Source organism: Ruegeria sp. BHSC026, assembly GCF_059613065.1.
Window position 1 is genome coordinate 1 of sequence record NZ_JBXWRV010000023.1, and the last position, 22,787, is coordinate 22,787.

At 62.8% G+C, this 22,787-nt stretch carries 20 protein-coding genes; 8 read left to right on the forward strand and 12 right to left on the reverse strand.

Annotated features, from left to right (window positions below):
• From AC2FME_RS17220 to AC2FME_RS17240, 5 genes are all read left to right on the forward strand, one after another.
• The coding region (locus AC2FME_RS17220) for a glycosyltransferase (protein ID WP_496801091.1) at positions 1-272 on the forward strand (272 nt) is incomplete at its 5' end.
• A 220-nt stretch (positions 273-492) separates the two neighbouring features.
• A complete protein-coding gene (locus tag AC2FME_RS17225) occupies positions 493-1,851 on the forward strand; it encodes a nucleotide sugar dehydrogenase (protein ID WP_496801092.1) in 1,359 nt (452 codons plus the stop codon).
• A gap of 90 nt (positions 1,852-1,941) precedes the next feature.
• Complete coding sequence (locus AC2FME_RS17230; protein ID WP_496801093.1) at positions 1,942-3,378, forward strand: UbiA family prenyltransferase; 1,437 nt, start codon at positions 1,942-1,944, stop codon at positions 3,376-3,378.
• A gap of 27 nt (positions 3,379-3,405) precedes the next feature.
• Complete coding sequence (locus AC2FME_RS17235) at positions 3,406-3,762, forward strand: DMT family transporter (RefSeq protein ID WP_496685616.1); 357 nt, start codon at positions 3,406-3,408, stop codon at positions 3,760-3,762.
• Between the two features lie 317 nt (positions 3,763-4,079).
• Positions 4,080-4,259 (forward strand): hypothetical protein, encoded by a 180-nt coding sequence (locus tag AC2FME_RS17240; protein ID WP_496685613.1) that lies wholly within the window; start codon positions 4,080-4,082, stop codon positions 4,257-4,259.
• Positions 4,260-4,292: 33 nt separating this feature from the next.
• Here the strand turns inward: AC2FME_RS17240 and AC2FME_RS17245 are convergent, their stop codons facing one another.
• The 8 genes from AC2FME_RS17245 to AC2FME_RS17280 all read right to left on the reverse strand — a co-directional run bounded on the left by AC2FME_RS17245 (position 4,293) and on the right by AC2FME_RS17280 (position 14,927).
• The gene (locus tag AC2FME_RS17245) at positions 4,293-5,102 is read right to left on the reverse strand and encodes a M90 family metallopeptidase (protein ID WP_496801094.1); all 810 of its coding nucleotides are present in this window, start codon (positions 5,100-5,102) and stop codon (positions 4,293-4,295) included.
• A gap of 41 nt (positions 5,103-5,143) precedes the next feature.
• Positions 5,144-6,988 carry an amidohydrolase gene (locus AC2FME_RS17250; protein WP_496801095.1) on the reverse strand — a complete coding sequence of 615 codons (1,845 nt, stop codon included), beginning with the start codon at positions 6,986-6,988 and terminating at the stop codon, positions 5,144-5,146.
• Between the two features lie 96 nt (positions 6,989-7,084).
• Positions 7,085-7,816, reverse strand: coding sequence for an amino acid ABC transporter ATP-binding protein (locus tag AC2FME_RS17255; RefSeq protein ID WP_496683126.1), 732 nt, complete (start codon positions 7,814-7,816; stop codon positions 7,085-7,087).
• Positions 7,816-8,649, reverse strand: coding sequence for an amino acid ABC transporter permease (locus AC2FME_RS17260; protein WP_496685604.1), 834 nt, complete (start codon positions 8,647-8,649; stop codon positions 7,816-7,818). Before AC2FME_RS17260 ends, AC2FME_RS17255 begins: the two co-directional genes overlap by 1 nt.
• 1 nt (position 8,650) lies before the next feature.
• Complete coding sequence (locus AC2FME_RS17265) at positions 8,651-9,466, reverse strand: ABC transporter substrate-binding protein (protein ID WP_496685602.1); 816 nt, start codon at positions 9,464-9,466, stop codon at positions 8,651-8,653.
• Positions 9,467-9,571: 105 nt separating this feature from the next.
• Positions 9,572-10,987 carry an FAD-binding oxidoreductase gene (locus AC2FME_RS17270; RefSeq protein ID WP_496683119.1) on the reverse strand — a complete coding sequence of 472 codons (1,416 nt, stop codon included), beginning with the start codon at positions 10,985-10,987 and terminating at the stop codon, positions 9,572-9,574.
• Between the two features lie 104 nt (positions 10,988-11,091).
• The gene (locus AC2FME_RS17275; RefSeq protein ID WP_496683117.1) at positions 11,092-11,349 is read right to left on the reverse strand and encodes a DUF4242 domain-containing protein; all 258 of its coding nucleotides are present in this window, start codon (positions 11,347-11,349) and stop codon (positions 11,092-11,094) included.
• Between the two features lie 29 nt (positions 11,350-11,378).
• Positions 11,379-14,927, reverse strand: coding sequence for an AAA family ATPase (locus AC2FME_RS17280; protein WP_496801096.1), 3,549 nt, complete (start codon positions 14,925-14,927; stop codon positions 11,379-11,381).
• A 161-nt stretch (positions 14,928-15,088) separates the two neighbouring features.
• On the opposite strand from AC2FME_RS17280, the gene AC2FME_RS17285 reads away from it, so the two are divergent.
• The 3 genes from AC2FME_RS17285 (at position 15,089) to AC2FME_RS17295 (ending at position 19,879) form a co-directional block, all read left to right on the forward strand.
• On the forward strand, positions 15,089-17,404 hold the full coding sequence (locus AC2FME_RS17285) for a fatty acid cis/trans isomerase (RefSeq protein ID WP_496801097.1): 2,316 nt from the start codon (positions 15,089-15,091) through the stop codon (positions 17,402-17,404).
• Positions 17,405-17,473: 69 nt separating this feature from the next.
• A complete protein-coding gene (trhA, locus tag AC2FME_RS17290; protein WP_496683110.1) occupies positions 17,474-18,142 on the forward strand; it encodes a PAQR family membrane homeostasis protein TrhA in 669 nt (222 codons plus the stop codon).
• Between the two features lie 207 nt (positions 18,143-18,349).
• Positions 18,350-19,879 (forward strand): phospholipase D family protein, encoded by a 1,530-nt coding sequence (locus AC2FME_RS17295; RefSeq protein WP_496801098.1) that lies wholly within the window; start codon positions 18,350-18,352, stop codon positions 19,877-19,879.
• A 69-nt stretch (positions 19,880-19,948) separates the two neighbouring features.
• Here AC2FME_RS17295 and AC2FME_RS17300 read toward each other — a convergent pair whose 3' ends face one another.
• The 4 genes from AC2FME_RS17300 to cueR all read right to left on the reverse strand — a co-directional run bounded on the left by AC2FME_RS17300 (position 19,949) and on the right by cueR (position 22,787).
• Complete coding sequence (locus AC2FME_RS17300) at positions 19,949-20,683, reverse strand: amino acid ABC transporter ATP-binding protein (protein WP_496727615.1); 735 nt, start codon at positions 20,681-20,683, stop codon at positions 19,949-19,951.
• Positions 20,680-21,354 carry an amino acid ABC transporter permease gene (locus AC2FME_RS17305; RefSeq protein WP_496685590.1) on the reverse strand — a complete coding sequence of 225 codons (675 nt, stop codon included), beginning with the start codon at positions 21,352-21,354 and terminating at the stop codon, positions 20,680-20,682. Before AC2FME_RS17305 ends, AC2FME_RS17300 begins: the two co-directional genes overlap by 4 nt.
• A gap of 4 nt (positions 21,355-21,358) precedes the next feature.
• Entirely contained in the window at positions 21,359-22,099 is a 741-nt protein-coding gene (locus tag AC2FME_RS17310) for an amino acid ABC transporter substrate-binding protein (RefSeq protein WP_496713711.1), read from the reverse strand.
• A 301-nt stretch (positions 22,100-22,400) separates the two neighbouring features.
• A complete protein-coding gene (gene cueR / locus AC2FME_RS17315) occupies positions 22,401-22,787 on the reverse strand; it encodes a Cu(I)-responsive transcriptional regulator (RefSeq protein WP_496683096.1) in 387 nt (128 codons plus the stop codon).

Here is a 22,787-nt window from a genome sequence, read left to right on the forward strand (position 1 = left end):
TCGGCTTGCCCGCGCTCGAGGCGATGTCCTGCGGAACGCCCGTCCTGTCCTCGGATCGCGGCAGCCTGCCCGAGGTGGTCGGCGATGGCGGGCTGTATTTCGACCCGACATCCAGCCGGGCGCTGGCAGACCAGGCCATCCGCCTGCTGTCCGATCCGGGCCTGCGACACGACCTGTCGAACAAGGCGCTGGCCCGGGCGTCAGGGTTCGGGTGGGACAAGGGCGCGGCCATGGCCGAACAGTCGTTTCAGCGGGCGCTGGGTGGGAAATAGGAAAATTGCAGCATCGTCCGACTGCGCAAGCTGTCACAGTACAGTTCACGGCAATAGGTGCCATTGCGCCCTATTTGGAAACATTCAATCTGCGCCCTGCCCGGGCGAGACTATTTTATTGGATTCGGCCCCGATCCTCCGTATCGGTGGTTGAGGGCGGTTTGTTTAGGTCCAAGACGGCAATTGATTTCAGTTCCAGTTTGTATGATCAGGGTACATCATGAATCTCGAAACCTCACATCACCAGGCCCTCAGACAGCGCATCGCCGCGCGCGAGGCGCGGGTCGCCGTGGTCGGGCTGGGCTATGTCGGCCTCCCTCTGGCGCTGACCGCCCATGACAAAGGCTTTGACACCACCGGAATCGACCTGAACCCGCAGCGGGTCGCGCGGATCAATCAAGGTGCGCAGGTCATCTCGTACCTCGCACCAGACCGAATCGCCAAAGCCGTGGACAGCGGACGGTTCCGGGCAACGCAGGACGCGGCAGCCCTGAGCGAGGCCGACATCATCCTGATCTGCGTCCCCACGCCGCTGACCGACAGCCAGGACCCGGACATGCGCTTTGTCGCAGCCGCCGCCGAGACCATCGCGCAGCATCTGCGGCCCGGACAGCTGGTGGTATTGGAAAGCAGCGTCTGGCCGGGCGCTACCACGACGCTGGTGCAGCCGCTGCTAGAAGCGGACGGCCTGCGCGCGGGGGTCGATTTCTTTCTGGGCTTCTCGCCCGAGCGCGAAGACCCCGGCAATGACAAGTTCGACACCCACAACATTCCCAAGGTTGTCGGCGCCGACGATCCGCTGTCGCTGCAACTGATCGAGGAGTTCTATCGCGCCATTGTGACACGCGCGGTTCCGGTCAGTTCGGCCGCCACCGCCGAGGCAGTCAAGCTGGTGGAAAACAGCTTTCGGACGGTGAACATCGCGCTCGTGAACGAACTCAAGACCGCATTGGACGCGATGGGCGTGGATGTATGGGAAGTGATCGACGCCGCCGCCACCAAGCCCTTCGGGTTCATGCCCTTCTATCCCGGTCCGGGGATCGGCGGCGCCTGCATCCCGGTCTCGCCGGCCTATCTGGCCTGGCGCGCGGCCGATGCCGGATCCGACACGCCGATCATCAACCTGGCCCGGTCCAGCAACGATGCCGTGCCAAGCGCGCTGGCCCGCCGGATGGCCGACCGGCTGGCGCCGGATGGGGCCGACACCGACCAACCTCTGGCCGGCCAACGCATCCTGCTGATGGGCATCGCCTACAAGCGCGACGTCGAGGATACCCGCCGCAGCCCCGCGCTGGTGCTGCTGCAAGAGCTGGAGAAGCTGGGCGCGCGGGTCGATTACCATGATCCGTTCTTCCCCAGCCTGCCGGAAGGGGGCGAGTACCCAGATCTGGCCGGGCGGGAATCGATGCCTCTGACGGCGGAAAACCTGAAAAGCTATGGCGCGGTGGCGGTGATTACCGACCACAGCGCGCCCGACTATGCGCTGGTGGCGCGCGAAGCCGCGATGATATTCGACACGCGCAACGTCTTTGCAAAGAAAGGAATTGAGGTGGCCGGTGGCCGCCTGGTGAAGCTTTGAGACCGCGTGTGGCGGCTCTGCCGGGCGAAGGTCCGGCAGGTCGGCAAGGTTCGCTTTCAAGGATGCCCGGACCGAAAGAAGAACCCGTTGATGAGTGAAAAGCCCGCAAGAATCTTCGTCGACCTGGATGGCACGCTGGTCAGGACCGATCTTTTTGTCGAGGCCATCGTTCAGTTTCTGACGAAGAACCCGTTGAACATATTTGTGCTGGTGCTCTGGCTGTTTCGCGGCATCGCCTATGCCAAATCCCGCATCGCGCAGCAGGTTCGGATCGACCCGGCCGGCCTGCCCTACGAAACGGCGCTGTTGGCGTATTTGAAGCAACAAAAGGCCCAGGGCCGGCAGCTGGTTCTGGCGACGGCCGCGCCGAAGGCCTTTGCCGAACCGGTGGCCGAGCATCTGGGCCTTTTCGATACTGTCCTGGCCACCGACGCAACGCACAACCTGAAAGGCGCCAGAAAACTGGCCGCGATCCGGAATATGGCCGGACAGGATCCCTTCACCTACGCAGGTGACACCGCAGCGGACCGTCCGATCTGGGCCGCAGCCAAGACCGAAATCTTGGTGAATGCACCGGCACGGGATGTGGATGCAGCACGGGCGGCGGACAAAGCCGAAATGGTCGTCAACTCGCGGCCACCCGGCTGGAGAGCATTCCTAAAATCGATGCGTCCGCATCAATATGCCAAGAACGCGTTGATCTTTGCGCCTCTGTTCACGTCACAGCAGCACCTGCCGATCGAGAGCGTGCTGGCGTCGCTGCTGGCCTTCATCTGCTTCAGCCTCTGTGCATCGGGCGTGTATTTCCTGAACGATCTTGTCGATCTGCAGGCCGACCGCCAGCATACCAGCAAGCAGTTCCGTCCCCTGCCCTCGGGCGACCTTTCGCTGCGGGCGGGCGTGGTCGGCGCCATCGCCCTGCCGATCGTCGCTTTCGGACTGTCGGTCGTTTTCCTTCCGGTCAATTTCACCCTGGTGCTGATCGCCTACCTTGCCATCACCATGGCCTATTCCTTTTGGGTCAAGCAGATCGCCACGGCGGACGTTATGGTGTTGGCTTCATTGTACACATTGCGGGTGATCGCGGGCTCAGCCGCCACCGGTATCGTCCTGTCGTCCTGGTTTCTGGCCTTCTCGATGTTCATCTTTGTCAGCCTGGGCTATCTGAAACGCTATGTCGAAGTGGCCGCGGCCCCCGCCGATGACAGCACCGTGCATGGCCGGGACTATTCGCATGCCGACAGCGAGACGATGTTCAGCCTGGGCGTCGCAAACATCACCGCGGCGGTGGTCATTCTGGCGCTGTACATCAACAGCCCCGAGGTCCAGACCATCTACCGGACCCCCGAAATCTTGTGGCTACTGTGCCTTCTGCTGCTGTACTGGGGCAACCGGATCTGGGTCGGGGCGCGGCGCGGGCGGGTGGCCGACGACCCGGTTCTGTTCGCGCTGCGCGACCGCATCAGCCTGATGGTCGGCGCAGCCTTCGTGGTGGTCACGCTGGCTGCCAAGTACCTCAGCCTGTGACGGACCCGACAACCGAGGAGAAGGAACATGTCACTCTACTGGTCTTCTTTGCTGCTTGCGGTTTGCGCGAACATCTGCACCAACGTGTCATTCAAACTGGCCGTTCAACAGCTGTCCGGTCCGTTTGACATCCGCGCCTTGGTGGCATCTCCTTGGGCGTGGGCCGGGCTGGCCAGCGGGCTGCTTCTGCTGGGCAGTTTCATCGTCGCCATCCGCGGGATCGAGTTGAGCATCGCCTATCCGGCCGTCACGGGGCTGGCGATGGTTGGTATTCTTGTCGTCGGCTACGTCCTGTTTTCGGAAACGCTGAGCCTTCAGAAAATCGCCGGCATCGGGTTGGTCATGGCAGGGGTTCTGTTGCTGTCGCAGGTCGACCAAGCCTGACACCCGGCCCGTTGACCATCGGCAAAACCTTGCACAAATGAACCGATCTGCACCTCACGCCTTGCCGTTGCAACACTTGATCCGGCATGTAGCGCACACCGTACCATATCGCAACAGTTCATGGATTCGCGTGGTGGGATCGGTGCAGACAGGCAACCGCTAACCAAATTTTAACCCTTGGCAGTTCAAACTTTTGCCATGATTTGAAACCGTAATCGAATTGCGGCTTGAGTGGTGGGCATCTTGGTCCTCTCACAACCGGGTCGCGATTCATGACCGGAGGGACTGGGACAGTGTTGGGGATCGTCGGATTGGCAATGATATTCAGCCTTGGTCTGGCCGTGGCCGCCCTGTTGTCCGGGTATTCGGTTCTGACCGCACTGTTGGTTTATATGCTCGCCGGAACTTGCTTTGTCCTGGTTGGCATGGGCGCAATCTGCTTGACCCGCGCGCTGAAGACCACGCAATCGGATGAGCGCCGCGCCTTTTCCGGCTGATCGCCGCATTCCGAGTCATCTGGGCCGGCGATCCTACGACCAGTTTGCGGGATCAAGGCGAAAGAACTTGCGCAATTCCGAATAAAATGCAGGTTCGACCTGCTTCAAGGCCTTGGGCCGCTCAAAGAACAGCTCGACCGTGACGGCAAAGAACTCTTCGTGTCCGGTGGCACCATAGGGGTCGATCACTGTGCGCCGGCCCGTCTCGACCGCTTGCACATGCGCGTCGAAGGCCGCCAAAAAAACACGCGCCCACCCGGCATAGCTTTGCTCTTTGGCCAGTACGGGCACGCCGTTGGTGCCGCCGGACAAGTCATCCAACTGATGGGCAAATTCGTGGAACACGACGTTGTGCCCGTCATGATCGTTTGCCGCGCCCCGCCGGCTGTGCGCCCAGGACAGGATCACCGGCCCCCGATCCCAGCTTTCGCCGGTACGGATGATCTCTTGTTCGGTCACGACATAGCCGCTGTGCCGCTGTTGGCGAGACTTGAAAGCGTTGGGATAGATCAGGACCGTCGTCAGATTGTCGTACCATTGGTCCGAGTTGACGACCAGAAGGCAGGCTTGTGCGGCAATCGACAGGCGCATTTCGTCCGTGACCTCAAGCCCGTCGCAGCCGATGAAATCGACCTGGTTCAGGAACAGGTTTATCTTGCCTTCCAAAGTGGCGCGCAGCTTGACAGGCAGCCGCTCAAGGATCGGCACCGTCGCGTGGATGGTCCGCCGCTCTTCATCGCTCAGCGGTGTTTGCAGCAGCGCGGCCCTGGCCCTGGACTTCGACCAGAAATACCAGGCCACCAGACCGGCGATTGCCGCAACAAGGCTCAGAAAAAGCACCATGTGGCGACGGTATCTCTATTGCCCCACCTCGGAAAGCCGATTCATTCGGTCGAGGGCTGCGTGAAGTCCGCCAGCCAAGGCCGTTCGACGTCCAGGCCCTGATACAGCGCATGCAGCAGCAGATGTGCCGTCACCGGGTCGGGGGCAAGGGGGCGACGGTCCAGTCGCCCCTCTTTGACCGTTGTTTCGGCGTCGAAGATCACCGCATCCTCTTTGATGGTGGTCACCACACGAAGCTGGGCCAGCGTTTCGGGGTCGACCGCGGTCGGGTCGTCCGAAAGGATCACGAAATCGGCCAGTTTGCCCACCTCAATCGAGCCCTTCTGGTCTTCTTCGAAGTGTTGCCATGCCGGCCAGATCGTCATCGCCTTGAGCGCCGTCATCACATCGACCCGTTGATGCGGGCCCAGGATGTCGCCCGACCGGGTGCGCCGGGTAACCGTCGCTGCCAAGACCCGCATGCTGTCTGGAAATGCCACAGGCGCGTCGTGATGCGTACCGAACATCATGCCGCGCTCGGTCACCCAGCCGGTGGGCGAGATGTTGTCGGCATTGACCGGCCCGACCGTGTGGTCGCGGTGCCAGTCGCCCCAATAGAAGGTGTGCATCGGAAACAGCGATGGGAACACGCCCAATCGTTTGAGGCTGGCCACCTGATCCTCGCGCAGGAACTGACCATGCACCAGAACAGGCCGATTGCCCGGATCGCCATAGGTCAACCGCGCCTCGTCAATGGCGGCGATCAGCATGTCCGTGGCCCCCTCGCCATTGGAGTGGGTCAGGATCTGGAGACCGTTCTCAAAACACCAGTTCACCGAATCCTGCAACTGCTCGCGCGTGATGGCGGCGTAGCCGGCATAGCCGGGCGGGTAATCCCCGACCGGATCGTAGTAGGGCCGATCCCGCAGCGCGGTAAATCCTTGCGGCGAGCCGTCGATTGTCAGCTTGCACCCGCCGACTCGCACCCGGTCGGCATAGGTGCGCGACGCGTCCGATGCGATGAAATCACGCGATTCCAGAACGTCGGGAAAGGCCACCACGTCGATCGGAAGGTCGCCGTCCGCGGCCACCCGGCGCAGGGCCTGAACTGCCGCGCCCGAGGAGCGCCCCTCTTGCGCGGTGGTGTAGCCAAAGCGCGCCCACATCCGGCTGCCGGCGCGCGCAAAAGTCTGCAGTCCGTCTTCGCCGACACTGCCAAGCAGGGGCACCAAGGCGCCGAAGAATGCGTATTCCTCCAGCACGCCATTCGGCTGGCCGGCATCGTCCTTTCGTATCACGCCTCCGGGCGGGTTCTCGGTTTCTGCGGTGATCCCGGCCAATTCGAGCGCTTTGGAATTGCCGACCCCTAGATGGCCGGATTGGTGGATGATCATGATCGGAACGTCGCGCGATACCGCGTCCAGTTCGGAACGGGTGGGGTGGCGCAGCTCGGCCAGTTGCGCGTTGTCATAGCCGAAGCCGATGATCATCCCCATCGCTTCGACCGTGTCGCTATTGGCCTCGGCCCACGCGGACAACGCCGCCTGCAGGCTGTCAATGTCGGTGACCGTGCCATCCGGTGGTGCCAGCAGGTTCGCCGACAAGGCTTGCAAACCGCCCATGACCACGTGACCGTGGCTGTCGACAAAGCCGGGCAACATTGCGCGCCCGTCCAGATCAAAGATCGTCGTGTCGTCGCCCTGATGGCTGCGCATCTCGGCCAGTTCACCTGCTGCGATGATCCGCCCATCCTTGACCGCGACCGCCTGTACCGTAGGCCGGGCGTCATCGATCGTCAGAATCGGACCACCGGTATAGATCGTGTCAGCGACCTGTTGGGCCAAAGCCATGTTGCTGAGGGTAAGACCGGCAGCAACGCACACGGCAGACAGGGTTGAAAGACGCATTCCGAACCTCCAGCAGCATATGGCAGTTCGGTGGACTCTAGCACGAAGTTGGCGTCCGGTCCGTGCAATGTTCAATTTTTGAACCGGCGCCGGCGTTTACTTGAGCGCGCGCGCCAGAAATTGCCGTGTGGCGTCTTGCTGCGGGTGGTCGAACAGCTGCTCGGGCGGGCCTTCCTCGACGATGCGGCCGTTCTGAAGGAAACACACCTTGTCGGCGGCCTGCCGGGCAAAGCCCATCTCGTGCGTGGCCATCACCATCGTCATGCCCTGCTGTTTGAGCATCAGCAGCACGTCCAGAACCTCGCCCACCAATTGCGGATCCAGGGCCGAGGTGATCTCGTCGAACAGCATCACCTCGGGCTGCATTGCCAGGGCGCGCACGATGGCGACCCGCTGCTGCTGCCCGCCAGAGAGTTGGTCGGGATAGTTGTGCATCCGGTCGGCCAGCCCGAAGCGTTCGAACATCTCTTCGATCTGGGGCAGCAGTTCGGCGCGCGTGCGGCCGCGCACGCGGCGCGGCGCCAGCATCACGTTGTCCAGCGCCGTCATGTGCGGGAACAGGTTGAAGCTCTGGAACACGATGCCGATGCGGGCGCGCACCGATTGCGGATCCAGCCCGGGCACCGAGATGTCGACCCCGTCCAGCAGGATCTCACCATCCTCGATCGGCTCGAGCAGGTTGATACAGCGCAGAACGGTGGATTTGCCCGCCCCCGAAGCGCCGATCAGGCATACCATCTGCCCCTCGTCCACGGTCAGGTCGATGCCGTCGCAGACGGTGCGGTCGCCAAAGCGTTTGACGACGTTGCGCAAGTTCAGTTTCGCCATCAGCGCCGCTCCCGCATCTGCCGGGCCATCAGGTGGTCGGCATAGCGCGTCGCCGGGATGGTCACGATCAGAAAAATGATCGCCGCGCCCACATAAGGCGTGAAATTGGCCAACAGCGATTTGAACACGCCGGCCTGGCGGAAGATCTCGACCGGGCCGATGAAACTGAGAAGCGACACGTCCTTTTGCAGCGCGATCAACATGTTCATCTGCGAGGGCACGACGTTGCGGACGGCTTGTGGCAGCACCACGTCGCGCATCACCTGGCCTTCGGTCAGGCCCAGCGACAGGGCGGCGGCGCGCTGGCTGTGGTGTACGCTGTCGATGCCCGAGCGGAAAATCTCGGCAACATAAGCCGAATAGGTCAGGATCAGCGCCAGCGATCCCCAGATATAGGGCGAGTTCCACGGCCGGGCCAGACCCAGCCCGGGAATGCCGAAGCCGATCAGATAGACGGTCAGGATCACAGGCACGCCGCGGAATATGTCGGTGAAGGCCGCGCCGAAGATGCGCAACGGGAACAGAGCGGGCGATTTGGTGTCGCGGGCCAGCGCGATCAGTAGCCCCAGCACCGCGATCGCGGGCGCCGACCAAGCAAAGATCATCACGTTGATCTTAAAGGCCTCGAGCAGCTTCGGGAAGGTCTTGACCAGAACCTCGCCGTTGAAAAAGCTCTGCTGGACCTTGGCCCAGCCCGGTGCCAGCGGCACCAGCACGATCAGCGCCAACACGACCAGAACGGTGCTGGTCGCGGCGATCCGGATCGATCGCCGCCGCTGCTGCGCCTCAAAAAGTTCGCGGCGGGTCGGGCCCGCCGTTCTGTTCTGTGTCATGTCACTTGATCAGCGGAACGCCCGTCGTGTCCTGCAGCCACTTGGCCTCTATCTCGGCCAGCTTGCCGCTTTCGGTCAGCGCGGCGATGGCCGAATCCACGCAGGATTTCAGCGGGTTGCCTTCCTCCATCAACATGCCGAACTGATCGGGGTTGTCGCCTTGATCGGCAGGGAACTGGCCGATCACCTTGGACCCTTCGATCATCACCGCGCTCAGGAACAGGGCGGTGGGCAGGTCGAACAGCGCGGCGTCGATCTGGTTCGCGGTCATGGCCGCGTTCACATCGGCATTGTCGCCATAGAGCAGCGGATCGGCATTTGGCTGGATTACGTTGGCCAGTTTCGGCACCGCTGTGGTCGAGCCGACCGCGCCCCATTGCAGGCCCTTCAGCGCCTCGAGCGTGGGCGGGGTGTCAACGGCGTTTGCGCTGACCAGAACCGCCATCGGCGCGGTGTAGTAAGGGGCCGAGAAATCGACGACCTGATCGCGCTCGGGCGTGATCGAGTATTGCTGGATGTTCACGTCAAAGTTCTTGGCGCCGGGTTGGATCGCCTCGTCAAAGGACGACCGGACCCAGACCACGTCATCAGCGGCAAAGCCCATTTCCTCGGCCACGGCATAGGCGACGGCGGCTTCAAAGCCTTGGCCGGACTCGGGCGCGTCATCCATCACCCAAGGGTAATAGGCCGGGTTTCCGGTGGCCACGGTGAACTTGCCCTCGGTCAGGGTCTTGCCCGCGGCGCAATGCCCATCCGCAAGGGCCGAAGTTGCGGTGAACGCAAGGGTTGCGGCCGCGATCGAAAGCATCTTGGACATGGATCTGGGTCTCCTGTTGGGAATGTCGGGCCCACGGTAGTGTTGCCCGCCGACCCTGTCCAGTTGGTCGCGGTCTATGCCAAACACCGCAAGAAGTTCAAGCCGTCACGCGGGTGGAATGTTGTGGTTCACCCGGAACAGGTTGCCGGGGTCGTACCTGCCTTTGATCCGGGACAATTGGGCCGCGTTCGCACCATAGGCCGATGACAGGGCGGCGGCCTCATCCGCGGGCATGAAATTGACATAGGCACTGCCGGTTGCATACGGCACCATGCGGTCATACAGCGCCCGCGCCCAAGCAATGCAAGCATCGTCATTGGCTGGGTCTTCCCAACGGGTGTGCACGTTCATGATGAAATGGGCCGAGCGTTGGGGATAGGCTGTCGCCGCAGCCTCGACCCGCGCCATCGCGCCGCCGACGTGGGCGATGAACACTTCACAAGCCGGGTCCGGCAAGGTCGAGATACTGTCGAGCAGCCCTGCGACCGCATCCGTGGGCAAGGCATCAAAATCGTGGCTTTTCCAATAGTTGCGCGCGCCGGGGGTCAGCAGAGGGTCGAACGCGGCCTGCCAGTCGACGAAGGCGTGCGGCGCGATCACGTCCACGATCGGGTCTCCGAGGGCGCGCAGCGGCTCCATCGCGGCTTCTCCGTCTTCGATGGGCCCGGCATAACAGGCGGCAAAGATCAGCACCTCGCGCCCGTGCCAGTCTTCGGGCAGGAAGGGCAAGGGCGGGGCCTTGCGCATCACCGTCCAGACCGTCAGCTCGTCAGGGGCGGTGTCGGCGATCCGGGCGTATTCGGGCAACAGGGAGGGACCCTGTTCAAGCGGGTGGATCACAAGGCCGGACAGGACTTGCGGCCCCAGCGGATGCAGGCGGAACTCGAACGAAGTGACCACGCCGAAATTGCCACCGCCCCCACGGATGGCCCAGAACAGGTCCGGGTGGCTGCTTTCCGACGCGGTCACGATCGCGCCATCGGCCAGCACCACCTCGGCCGAGATCAGGTTGTCGATGGTCATGCCGAACTTGCGCGTAGTCCAGCCAAAGCCGCCGCCCAAGGTCAACCCGGCGATCCCGGTGGTCGAGTTGATGCCGGTCGGAACCACCAACCCGTGCGCCTGTGTCTCTCGGTCTACGTCACCCAGTACCGCGCCTGGCGCCACACGCGCGGTGCGCGCCTTCGGGTCGACATGCACCGATTTCATCTGCGACAAATCCAGCATCACCGCATCATCGGCCACCGCATGCCCGGCAATCTGATGTCCGCCCGAGCGGACGGACATGATCAGCCCCGCCTCGCGCACGAAATTGATGGCCTTTTGCACATCGCTGGCGCCGAGCGCCCGGATCACAAAGCCGGGTTTGCGGTCGACAATGCTGTTCCAAGTGGTCCGGGCGTCATCGTATTCCGGGCTACCGGGTAGGAAGACGGAGCCGCGTAGCGCCGCGTCCAAAGCGTCAAGCGCGTCTTGGTCCACGGATTTGGTGCTGCCGTTCAGCGTTATCAGGTCAAACATGATCGGTCCTCCAGATCAGGTGGACAGGATCCTTGCTTGTCTGCCTCGGCGGGTGCCCTTTCGCCTGTTGCCGGCGTCGGGCGCAACTGAGATCGGATGCTACGTCAGGCGAAAAGGCCTGGGTCGACACGGTCAACCGGCGTGATGACGTCAGCAGGAATGTTCAGGCGCTTCGCCGCCTTGCGCAGACTTTCCTCGTCCGGGGCTTCGTACAAGCAATAGGTCTTGCGCTTGTCGGCACTGAGGAACGAGAATATCCACTCGATCCCCTCTTCATCGTTGATTTCCTTGATCTTGATCTTGTCGTCGTCTCCCAGATCAAGCTGTTCGGCAAAATTTCGTTCAATGATATATCTTGGCATGGCACCCCCCGGTACACACTTTCTGAAAACTAGGACGCTGCTCCCTCAAGTCTTGACGCCAAGGAAACCATAGCCAATTCTCGCGCGGTTGCCAACGCTGCCACCTCGAGCTCCAAGGCAATGCTAAGGTCCTGAGGGCGACCTCGGCGGCGCAATGCTCGGGCTCGGGCGGCTTGGCTATGGGCGATCCAGGGTGGAGCGGCCATCGCTGTATCGACGGCCATCGCTGTGTCGAACAGACTCTCGGCGGTGTCCCATTCGCCCAAAAGCGCCGCCAGCGCGCCCAGCCGTCGTGCAGCGGCGCCGGTGCAGACGGTGGTTGCCCCGGCGGTGACGGTCAGATCGCGAAAAGGCAACAATTTCTGATAGATAGTCTCGGCGTGGTCGCGACGTTCGACCGCTACGCAGATATCGGCGAGATAGCTCAGGGTGGTCGAATACATCGCATCCTCCGGCAGTTCGAAGCCGGTTTCGGACAACTCATCAAGGATGCGTTCAGCGGCCTCGGAATAGCCAAGCTCGGCGGCGATCAGGCCAAAGCCGGGTTTCCACGCGGCATCGTCCGGATTGTCGGACATCAGGCGTTTGATGACGGGCGCCACCTCATGCAGGCGGTTTTGTTCCCGTCGGATCGTGAACATCTGAACGCCATACACGCCCTCGACATGCGCACCGTGAGTCTGACCGCCGATCTTCAACGCCTCGGTGGCATAGGCTTCGGCCCGGTCGAACCGTCCGTCCAGGATGTCCACCATGGCCCGGGCATGAATCTGCACCCAATAAAGTTGCAGATGCATGTCCTTGCGCGAAATCTCGGTCAGCAGGTCCAGCGAGCTGTCGACCAGCGCACGGTCGGCCATCTCGGCGCCGACGAACAGGCTGAGCGTGCGGTCGCGCCCCTGGTCGATGCTGCCCAGTTTTTCCGCCGTCGCATGCATCGCCTCCAGATTTTCACGCCAGTTCCAGCGATCGTTGCCCTGCCGGGCGATGAAAGGCGCGCCATAGCGGGTCATCATGACGTGAAACTGCGATTTGTGGTCGCCCAAACGTGCCGCAAGGTCCATGCACCGCTGGCCATATTCCGCGCCGTCGCCAAAACGGCCGATGAACATGCAGGCCCGGGCGATCTGCCCCAAGAGTCTGCAGCGGCGCGCCTCGTCTTGCTCGGGCAGTTTTCCCAGCGCCTCGAGGCAAAGCGAAATCGCCTTTTCATGATGCTGGCCAGCCATCATGCAACAGTCCGCAAACTGGGTCGTGATATCCGCGGCCAGCGCATCCCGGCCGGTGCGCCGCGCTGCATCCATGGCTTGTTGCAGCAGTTCAATCCCCTCGGGCAATTGACCGGCGCTATCATGGGCACGCCCCAGCAGCGAAGTGGCAACGATCACTTCGCGGCTGTCGTCAGAGCCCAACTGGCCCGCGGCCTTCAGCGCCTCGGCCGCGTTGGCCAGGGCCTCCTGGCTGGCCGATCTGCCCAAGGCCATTTCGGTGGCCGCGCGCCACCGCTCAAAGGCGGCGGCCCAATCCTCGGCCTCGGTCAGGTGCCGGGCGACCAGTTCCGGGCGGCGTTCGATGTCCGCAGCCCGGTGCAGGGTCAGTGCCCGGGCCACCTGGGCATGCTGGACCTTGCGTGTGGCGCTGAGCATGGATTGATAGGCCGTGTCGCGGATCAGCGCGTGGCGAAATACGAAATGCCCCTTGCGGTGGCCACTTTCAAAAATCAGACCGGCGTGGCTCAACTCATCGAGATGCGTGTGCAGGTCCTCCGGGCCCAGGGACATGATTTCCAGCAGCAGGTCAGGCTCGAACTCGCGCCCGATCACCGAGGCGGCCAAGGCGACCTGTTTGGCGCCGGGCGACACCGCATCGAGCCGAGCCATCAACGTGCCCTTGAGCGACGAGGGCACATTGCGCAGATCGCCCGTCTGGGTGATCGTTCGGGTCAATTCCTCGACGAACAGCGGGATTCCGTCGGTTTTCTCGATGATGCTGGCCACCATTTCGGGGTCGGTCGGGCGGCCGGTCAACGAGTCGATCAGGTCGCCGACCTGCGCCGGCCCGAAGCGACGCAGATGCAATGTCTGGACATGGGCATCCCCGGCATCGGTCTGCATGTCCCATTCGGGCCGATGGGTGATCACCATCAACAACGGCAGGTCGACACAGATCGATTTGAACCGCTCGAGCAGGGCCAGTGTCGAGGCATCGATCCAGTGGGCGTCCTCGACGAAAATGATGACGGGACGGTGTGACGCCCGCGCCCTGACCGTGGTGATCAGCGTCTTGATCGTCAGGTCACGCTGCTCTTGCGGCGAAAGGTCAAGAACCGATTGAGCCAGCGCGCTGTGCGGCGCAACCAGGGCCGCAAATACCGGGAGCACCTGATCGAGGTTCAGGCCCTGACGCCGGGACAGCATCCCGCGCACATGCTCCTGCACCCTGTCGTCGTCGAAATCGTGCCCAACGCCCGCATCCTGCGAAATCCGTGCCGCGACCGGGTGAAACGGGCTGCTGGTCAGGTAGGGCGAGCAGTTCAGGCGGATGATGTCGGCGTGTTCCGCCACGTCGGGATCCGCAAGAAACGCCTCGACCAGCCGGGACTTGCCCATACCGGCCTCACCGCCCAGCAGGATCACCTGGCCCGTGCCATCCTGCGCCTGTCGCCACGACTGCAGCAGGATGTCCTTTTCCGTCTCGCGCCCGATCAACCTGTTTTGCGCCGCACCTTCATGTAGGGCGCGAAAGCGGCTCTCGGCGCTGCGTTCGGCCACGACTTGCATCAGTGTCCGCGGCGCGTCGAAGCCCTTGAGCGAAACCGGACCCATAGCGGCGAATTCGAATACGCCCTGCAACGCCGTCGTGGCGTCCTCCTGCGGAACGACGACTGAATTCGGCGGCGCGCGTTCCTGGATGCGGGCGGCCAGATTCAAGACCGGACCGGTCATCGCCCCTTCTTCATAGGTGTTTTCGCCGATCGCATCACCGACGACCACGTCGCCGCTGGCGATGCCGATCCGAACCGACAGCGGCGTCCCGTCCGGGGTTTGCAGCGCCTTGACCCGCGCCACCGCCTCCTGGCCCGCTTTGACCGCGCGGATCGCGTGATCCTCGTAGGCGCGCGGCCAACCGAAAAAGACCAGCAACCCGTCGCCCAGATATTTGGCGACATAACCGCCATACCGGCTGACGGCCCCGGCGACAGCGTCCTGATAGCGCTGCAGCAGAGTCCGCATGTCTTCCGGGTCAATCCGGTTGGTCAGTTCGGTCGAGCCGACAAGGTCGGCAAAGAACACGGTCAGGTGCCGGCGCTCGGCAGCCGCAAGGTCAGCTTGGTCGGACACGGAGTCAGCTGCGCGGGGCGAAGGATCGGCGGGGTGCGGCGGCCCGTCCGGCGTGTCGGCCAGGTTTCGGGCCGCAGCCAGTATGAGCTTCCGATGCCCAAGGCTGACACCCAGTTCGCGCAGGTCGGCGTCGGACAGCAAGGGCAGCACCCGTTCGTCAACGTCGTTCTGTGCAAACGCGTCGGCATACTGGTCCAGGCCCAGATCGTGCAGCCATGTCTCGACCGTGCTGTCCATGCCTGATCATGCGGGGTTCCGCAGCGTCAATCAAGCAATCGGACAGTGCGGCCGAAAATGTCTCGACACGGGGGGGTGTGCAGATCAGACTGCGCAGACGTTTCAATTCTATGATCGGGCAGAGGCCATCGATGCAGCGCAACGGATTTTTTCAATTCCGAATGACGGTGATCAGCCTTGCACTGATCCTTTTGGCTGGGTTGATCATTCCAACGGGTGCGGGCGCCCAGAATGCCGCCGATACGAGCGCGACAGGCACCGCGCAGGTCCAAGACCTTCTGAACCGGCGATGCGTCGTCTGCCACAGCTGCTATGACGCGCCATGCCAGCTGAAGCTGACCGCACCCGAAGGCGTGGCGCGCGGCGGGACCAAGCAGGTGGTCTATGACACCGACCGGCTGACGGACGCGCCACCCACGCGGCTTGGGCTCGACGCCCGGACCGTGCCGGACTGGCGCGCGCTGGGGTTCCACGCGGTCACCGCGGATCCGGGGCAACTCAGCCTGCTGGAACGCTTTCTGGATCTGGGCCGCGTCGCGCCGCTGCCCAAGGGAGAGCCGGTTCCGCAGGAACTTGGCCTGTCGATCAACCGCGAACTGGTCTGCCCGTCACCGCAGGAATTCGATGCGTTTCGACGCAAACACCCCTTGGCCGGAATGCCCTACGCTGCCGCGCGGTTGTCGGATGACGAGTTCACCCTGTTGCGCGAATGGGCGCGGGCCGGCGGGACACTCGATCCGGAAGCAGCGGATCTGCCAGCTTCGGTCCAGGCGAAGGTCGATAGGTGGGAGGCCTTTCTGAACGCCGACGATCTCCGTAGCCGGTTGACCAGCCGCTACTTGTTCGAACATCTGTTCCTGGCGCGCCTACATTTCCCGGATGACGACCCGCGCCGGTTCTTTCAGATGGTAAGGTCCACGACGCCGCCGGGGCAGCCGATCTCCGTCATCGCGTCCCGCCGGCCCTTCGACGACCCCGGCGCAAGGCCGTTCTACTATCGGCTGCAACTTGTGACCGAGACCATCGTGCACAAGGAACACCTCGTTTATCCGTTCGGGTCCCGGCGTATGGACCGGTATAGGGAGCTGTTTCTTGAACCCGACTGGTCGCTGGAACAACTGCCGCCCTATGGCGATGCAGAGGGCGGCAACCCGTTCAGCACCTTCGCTGCGCTCCCCGCCCGCAGCCGCTATGAGTTTTTGTTGGACGACGCGCTGTTCTTCGTGCGCAGCTTCATCCGAGGCCCGGTCTGTCATGGGCAGACGGCGGTCAACGTGATCGAAGACCGGTTCTGGGTCAGTTTCCTTGACCCCGAGGCGGATCTGTCGGTGACCGATCCCAGCTATCTTGCCCAAGGCGCGGCCTATCTCGAATTGCCGGTCGCCAGGGCCGATGAAGGGGTGCTGGGCGATCTCCAATCGCTCTATCACCGCAACCAGGTGGAATACCTTCAGTTTCGCGACGCCCGCTATCGCAACAGCCCGGCGCATCGGACGGGGTTCGGCTATGATGCGATCTGGGACGGGGGCGGGACGAATCCACAGGCATTGATCACCGTGTTTCGGCACTTTGATAACGCCTCGGCGATGATCGGGTTTCACGGCGACATCCCGGAAACCGCTTGGGTGATCGACTATCCGGTGTTCGAGAGGATCTATTACAATCTGGTCGCAGGCTACGACGTGTTCGGCCGGGTCGCGCATCAGCTGGCCACACGGCTGTACATGAATGAGCTGCGTATGGAGAGCGAAGATGGTTTCCTGACCTTCATGCCGACCGATATCCGAACCCGGATGCATGATGGCTGGTATCAGGGGTTTCTTGCCGAGTTGCACAGCTTTTGGCATCAGCGCCGTCTCGATGACGATTTCCCGACCGGGATCGCCTTCGGCACCGACAACCCCAAGGCCGAGTTTCTGCTGAACTTGCTGAACCGCGGGAACGGGCTGTGGCCGGTCACCGACCCGATCAATCGCTGCACGGGTGACGCCTGTACCAGCGACCCCAGCGCGACGCTGCTGCGGCAGTTGTCCAGCCAAACCGGCCCGTGGGTCAGATATCTGCCCGACCTGTCGGTTTTGCTGGTCGAACATGGCGAAGACCAGACCGAGGTCTTTTCCCTCGTCCATGACAAGGCCCATTCCAACGTTGCATTTCTGTTCCGCGAACACGCACGACGCCTGCCCCGGGACGACACGATCACGGTGTTGCCCGGGCTGATCGGAAGCTATCCCAATTTCTTCTTCCGCGTGTCCAGCGACGCGTTGCCCGACTTCGTGTCTGCCGTGAAGGCGATCCGCTCGCAAAGCGACTATATGAATGTCATCGCCACTTACGGCATACGCAGGACAATCTCCGACTTCTGGAGGCTCAGCGACCGCCTGCACGAGATGTTGGCACGGCAAGCGCCGGTTCAGTCCGGCGTTCTGGACCTCAACCGCTACAAGGACCCGAAGGCGGACGATCAACCCTCATAGAGGCCCGACACCCGAAGGTCATCGACACCCGGCTTGCCCGGGGCCGAGCGCTGGCCTATCCTGGTGGGGATGAAATCCTTTGCCGAAATTCGCCCGACCTACAGCCGGTCCGAACGCGTCAGCGACGGGGTAGTACATGTACTGGGCGTTGGTGCGGCATTGGTCGCGGTACCGATCCTGGTCGGCCAGACCGTGCAGTCCGGACCCGAGCCCGCCGCGGTCTGGGGCGCGTTGATCTACGGCGTGACGCTTGTCTTGATGCTGAGTTTTTCAGCGCTCTACAACATGAGCCAGAGCCCGGAATGGACCGATGTTCTGCGGCGTCTCGACCACTCGGGGATCTACGTCAAGATCGCCGGAACCTATACGCCGTTCCTGCTGTTGTCCGGCGGGCAGGCGCCGGGCTTGCTGTTTGGTCTGTGGTCGTCGGCCACGCTGGGTTCGGCCCTGAAGATGATCGCTCCGCACAGGTTCCGGTGGTTCGGGCTGGCGCTTTACCTGATGATGGGATGGGCCATCGTGTGGGCAGGCCAGGGTGTTCTGGCCGATCTGCCCTCGGCGGTCGTGATCCTGATGATCGCGGGTGGGCTGGTCTACACGGCCGGCGTTGCGTTCTATCTGCTGGACTGGATCCCGTATCACAACACGATCTGGCATGTGTTCGTGCTGTCGGGCAGCGGTCTGTTTTTTGCCGCTGTCTGCATGCGGGTTCTGCCTGAACCGGTCTTGGGCCTGTAGACGCCGCGCGTTCCAAGTGGTGTTTTTTTTCGCCGTCGGGTGTCTCAGGTCGGAAGGCAGTCGGCTACCACTACGGCGAACGGGGCTGGCCGACCCGCCCTGCGCAATCGCCACAGGCCGCCGAAAACCTGCACCGCTGATCCGCAAGGGGCTTGAACCAGGGGGCCGTGGCAGTGTCATCTGAGACCCTGCGAAGGGAGGGTCTGCATGAAGCTGCGGCAAATCATAGCCGGTCTAGTCTGTCTGGTCGCGCTGCTTGGCTGCGCACCCAAGGAGCGCATGTACGAAAAGACGGTGTCCAACTATCAGCCCGCCCGTGAAGACAGCAAACTGGGACGCGCGGCGCGCCGGTTGGGCGACCCTGGGGACGGGCGCTCGGGCGTGCGACTTGTCAGCGATGGAGAACAGGCGCTGGTCTCTCGGCTGTTGATGGCGGCCGCCGCCGAACGCACGATCGACGCACAATATTACCTGCTGCATGACGACCCGACGGGGCATCTTTTTGCAGCCAGCCTTCTTCAGGCGGCTGATCGCGGAGTGCGCGTCCGCTTGTTGCTGGATGATATGGACACCGCAGGCTATGACGCGATGACCGCCGCACTGGACCTGCACGAAAACATCGAAATCAGGCTGTTCAACCCGTTCTGGCGCGATCAAAGCTTGGTCGTGGCCGGTTTGACCGATTTCAAGCGGATCAATCGACGGATGCACAACAAGTCCATGACGGCCGACAATCTGTTTACCATCGTGGGCGGGCGGAACATCGGGGCCGAGTATTTTCTCGCGCGCGAGGAAATGAACTATGCCGATCTCGATGTGCTGGCTGCGGGGCCGGTGGTGACCGAAGTTTCCAAAAGCTTCGATGCCTACTGGAACAGCCCGTTCGCGGTGCCCGCCCGCGCGGTTGTCGAGCCGCCGGAATTCAGCCTTGCCGCCGCCCGCGACCGGTTGCGCCAATTGGTCGAAGACGCGAAGCGGACACCCTATGGCGCCGCGCTGCGCCGGTCGGCGCAGGAAAACTTTGCAGACGGGGCCCTTTCGCTGGATTGGGTGCCGGCCCGACTCTATGCGGACCCGCCTGCCAAGGCAGCCGGCGCCGACATAGCGGATCCGATCCTTGCCGCGCAACTGCTGCCGTATTTCGAGACAGCAAAATCCGAGGTCACCATCGTTTCGGCCTATTTCGTGCCCCGCAACAGCGGTGTCCGGTGGCTGACCGCACTCGAGCGCCGAGGCGTCGATGTCCGGGTCGTCACCAATTCGCTGGCATCGAACGATGTGCTTCCCGTCTATGCCCATTACGCCACGAAACGCAGACCGTTGCTGCGCGGCGGCGTCGATCTGTACGAACTGCGACCCGACAACTATCAACAGCAGCGACAGGGCATCAACTGGGCGCAGTCTCGGTCGGGGCTACATTCCAAGGCTTTCGCGATTGATGATCGATACCTGTTCGTGGGGTCGTTCAACTGGGACCCCCGCTCGGTCAACATCAACACCGAGATGGGAATACTGATCGACTCGCTCGCCCTGACCGAACAGGCCATCGGTGCGCTGGACGACGCGCTGCCCGCCTATACGTACCGGGTCACGCTGGGGCCAGCCGGGCAGTTGACCTGGCGGACCCGTGCGGCCGACGGAACGGTGCTGGAATATGATGCCGAGCCAACGGGCAGCGCCTGGGATCACATCGTTGCAGGGTTCCTGAGCCTGCTGCCGATCGGGTCGCAGCTGTGAGCAGGGACCACGCCCGATCGTGGCGCGATGGACAGGGGGCTTTGCGCCCCCGAGGGCGGGGCCGCGTCGTCAGGCACTGACGCGCGCCAGAAACCGCTGCAAACGCGGGTCTTTCGGCGCATCGAAGATCTGTGCCGGGGGGCCCTGTTCCACGATCCGACCGCCCTCCATGAAGATCACCCGGTCGGCGATTTCGCGGGCAAAACGCATCTCATGCGTGACGATCAACATGGTCTGGCGCTGCGCGGCGACCGAACGCATGAGGTCGAGCACCTCGCCGACCCATTCCGGATCCAGCGCCGAGGTCGGCTCGTCAAACAGCATCAACTGCGCCCCGATCGCCATGGCGCGGCCGATCCCCACACGTTGCTGCTGTCCGCCCGACAGGCTGGCCGGATAGCTGTCGGCCTTTTCCGCCAGACCGATTTCCTTCAGGATGCGACGGCCCTGCGCCTCGGCCTCGGCGCGGGGGCGTTTCTGCACGGTGACCAGCGCTTCCATGATGTTTTCCAGCGCGGTGCGATGTGAAAACAGGCCGTAATTCTGGAACACGAAGGCAGTCGCGCGCCGCAGGGCCAGAATATCGGCACGGCTGGCCCGTGTCGCATCGACCGAAATGCCTCCGACCGTGATGCGGCCCGCGTCGGGCGTGTCCAGAAAGTTGATACAGCGCAGCAACGTGGATTTCCCGGTGCCCGAGGGACCGATGACGACGACGCGCTCGCCCTTTGCGATCTCGAGATCGATGGTGTTCAGGACGGCGGTGCCGCCAAACCGTTTGGTCAGTCCTTCGATACGGATCATCGTGCATATGCCCTGTTCAGTCGGATCTCGAGGACCTTCTGCGCCTGGCTCAGACCTTCGACCATGATCCAGTAGATGACGGCGACCACCAGGAAGGCCTCGAAATACAGGAAGCTGCCCGCCGCCTCTTTCTGGGCAGCGCCCATCATCTCGGTCACGCCGAGGGTGAAGGCCAGCGAGGTGCCCTTGATCATGTCGATGAAGTAGTTGACCAGCGTCGGAGCCGCCACGCGGGCCGCCTGCGGCAGGACCACCCGCCGCATCAACTGGCCTTGGGTCATGCCGATGGACTGCGCTGCTTCCCACTGGCTGCGATCGACGCCAATGATCGCCGCGCGGATGGTTTCGGCCATGTAGGCGGCAAAATGTAGCGTCAGCCCCATGATCGCGGCGGTCACCCCGTCAATCGCGGTCAGGAAAGACAGAACTTGCGGCAACCCATAGTAGAACAGGAACAGTTGCACCAGCAGCGGCGTGCCGCGGAAGAAGCTGATGAACAGAAGCACCAGCTGATCCAGCACAGGCACGCGAAAGACACGTTCCACCGCCAGCGCCACCGCGAGAACCAGTGCCAGCACCATGGCGGCCGAAGCCATCGCCAGCGTCAGCGGCACATAGCCCAAGATGACGGGGACCAGCCCCAGCATATATTCAAGGTCCAATCCCCGCATGGCTTCAGTTCGCCGTGATGTCGGTTCCGAACCACTTGACCGAGATTTCCGCCAGGGTGCCGTCCTGCTTCAGCTCGGTCAGCGCCGCATCGACCCGGTCGCGCAAAGCCCGGCCTTCCGCGTCATCGCGGAACGGCAGGGCGTTGCGGATTTCCGAGAAGGGCGCGCCGGCCAGCTCCAGCGGCAGCGGGCTTTCGGCGATCAGCTGGGCCGAGGACACGCGGTCCATCACGAAGGCATCGACACGGCCCAAGGCGGTGTCCTGCGCGATGTTGGCCTCGTAGGTCTTGATCTCGATCTCGTCGGAATACGGCAGTTCTTTCAGAAGCTGCTCGAAATTCGAGCCGAGGTTGACGGCGACGGTGTGGCCTTTCAGATCTTCGACCCCCTTGATGGTGTCGTTGCCCTTGCGCACGACCACCTGCGCGCCGTCGATCACATAGGGCTGGCTGAACGCAAACCGGGCTTCGCGTTCGGGGGTGATGGTGATCTGGTTGGCGATCGTGTCGATCCGGCCCGCGTCCAGCGCGCCGATCAGGCCCGAGAACGACATGGTCTCGAACGCGATGTCCAACCCTGTCTTTTCGCCAACGGCGTTCATGACGTCGACCTCGAAGCCCTGAAGCACGTCCTGCTTAACGAAGGTAAAGGGGAAATACCCGCCCGACATGCCCACGCGCAGGGTTTCGGCGGTTGCGGCAGTGCCCAGGCCCAAGGCCAGAACGGTTGCTAGGATACGGTTCATTTCGGCAAACCTCTGTTATGCGTAGGCCGCGGAAATTGGGTATCGGCAAAGCCAAGTCAACCGGGTGGGCTAACAAAAGACGCTCTGTTCGGGACACTGGGTTGGGCCGAAACTCGGTTCGTAACTTGCGCCCCGTTTCCGAACGAGCGTTTTACAAAGCCTTGTTCGCAGAGGTGGATGTTCCTTCCCAACGCCTTGATGTCGGCGTTGGGCTTCTTCTGGAGTGATGTCGAGGACAAACGAGACCGGACGACGCGGGTTTCCGCCACCATCCTGTGGAATGTGTCGCAGACGGATGCGGTCAAATCCGCCCAAGGTCATTCAAGATCGGACAATCCGGGCGGTCATCGCCGGCACATTCCGCGACCAGGTGAGACAGCGTGGCGCGCATGGCCTTGAGATCGGCGATCTTCGCGTCGATTTCCTTCAGGTTTTGCTTGGCGATGCGCTTTACATCGGCGCTGGCGCGACGCTTGTCCTCGTACAGTGCCAAAAGCGTCCGGCAGTCTTCGATGGTAAAGCCCAGCGACCGGGCGCGGCCGATGAACGCCAGTTTGTGCAGCTCTTTTTCGTCGAAATGCCGGTATCCGTTGGCGCCGCGCCGGGGTTTGATAAAGCCGATGTCTTCGTAGTAACGAATGGTCTTGGCCGGAAGGCCCGAGCGCTCGGCGACATCTCCGATATTCAT

What these genes read in the sequence shown, in the direction of transcription:
- AC2FME_RS17295 (WP_496801098.1), top strand. Translation starts at nt 18,350, where the DNA reads ATGAAGCTGCGGCAAATCATAGCCGGTCTAGTCTGTCTGGTCGCGCTG.
- AC2FME_RS17245 (WP_496801094.1), bottom strand. Translation starts at nt 5,102, where the DNA reads ATGGTGCTTTTTCTGAGCCTTGTTGCGGCAATCGCCGGTCTGGTGGCC.
- AC2FME_RS17250 (WP_496801095.1), bottom strand. Translation starts at nt 6,988, where the DNA reads ATGCGTCTTTCAACCCTGTCTGCCGTGTGCGTTGCTGCCGGTCTTACC.
- AC2FME_RS17275 (WP_496683117.1), bottom strand. Translation starts at nt 11,349, where the DNA reads ATGCCAAGATATATCATTGAACGAAATTTTGCCGAACAGCTTGATCTG.
- AC2FME_RS17280 (WP_496801096.1), bottom strand. Translation starts at nt 14,927, where the DNA reads ATGGACAGCACGGTCGAGACATGGCTGCACGATCTGGGCCTGGACCAG.
- AC2FME_RS17260 (WP_496685604.1), bottom strand. Translation starts at nt 8,649, where the DNA reads ATGACACAGAACAGAACGGCGGGCCCGACCCGCCGCGAACTTTTTGAG.
- AC2FME_RS17270 (WP_496683119.1), bottom strand. Translation starts at nt 10,987, where the DNA reads ATGTTTGACCTGATAACGCTGAACGGCAGCACCAAATCCGTGGACCAA.
- AC2FME_RS17235 (WP_496685616.1), top strand. Translation starts at nt 3,406, where the DNA reads ATGTCACTCTACTGGTCTTCTTTGCTGCTTGCGGTTTGCGCGAACATC.
- trhA (WP_496683110.1), top strand. Translation starts at nt 17,474, where the DNA reads ATGAAATCCTTTGCCGAAATTCGCCCGACCTACAGCCGGTCCGAACGC.
- AC2FME_RS17225 (WP_496801092.1), top strand. Translation starts at nt 493, where the DNA reads ATGAATCTCGAAACCTCACATCACCAGGCCCTCAGACAGCGCATCGCC.
- AC2FME_RS17230 (WP_496801093.1), top strand. Translation starts at nt 1,942, where the DNA reads ATGAGTGAAAAGCCCGCAAGAATCTTCGTCGACCTGGATGGCACGCTG.
- AC2FME_RS17310 (WP_496713711.1), bottom strand. Translation starts at nt 22,099, where the DNA reads ATGAACCGTATCCTAGCAACCGTTCTGGCCTTGGGCCTGGGCACTGCC.
- AC2FME_RS17255 (WP_496683126.1), bottom strand. Translation starts at nt 7,816, where the DNA reads ATGGCGAAACTGAACTTGCGCAACGTCGTCAAACGCTTTGGCGACCGC.
- cueR (WP_496683096.1), bottom strand. Translation starts at nt 22,787, where the DNA reads ATGAATATCGGAGATGTCGCCGAGCGCTCGGGCCTTCCGGCCAAGACC.
- AC2FME_RS17240 (WP_496685613.1), top strand. Translation starts at nt 4,080, where the DNA reads ATGATATTCAGCCTTGGTCTGGCCGTGGCCGCCCTGTTGTCCGGGTAT.
- AC2FME_RS17300 (WP_496727615.1), bottom strand. Translation starts at nt 20,683, where the DNA reads ATGATCCGTATCGAAGGACTGACCAAACGGTTTGGCGGCACCGCCGTC.
- AC2FME_RS17265 (WP_496685602.1), bottom strand. Translation starts at nt 9,466, where the DNA reads ATGTCCAAGATGCTTTCGATCGCGGCCGCAACCCTTGCGTTCACCGCA.
- AC2FME_RS17285 (WP_496801097.1), top strand. Translation starts at nt 15,089, where the DNA reads ATGACGGTGATCAGCCTTGCACTGATCCTTTTGGCTGGGTTGATCATT.
- AC2FME_RS17305 (WP_496685590.1), bottom strand. Translation starts at nt 21,354, where the DNA reads ATGCGGGGATTGGACCTTGAATATATGCTGGGGCTGGTCCCCGTCATC.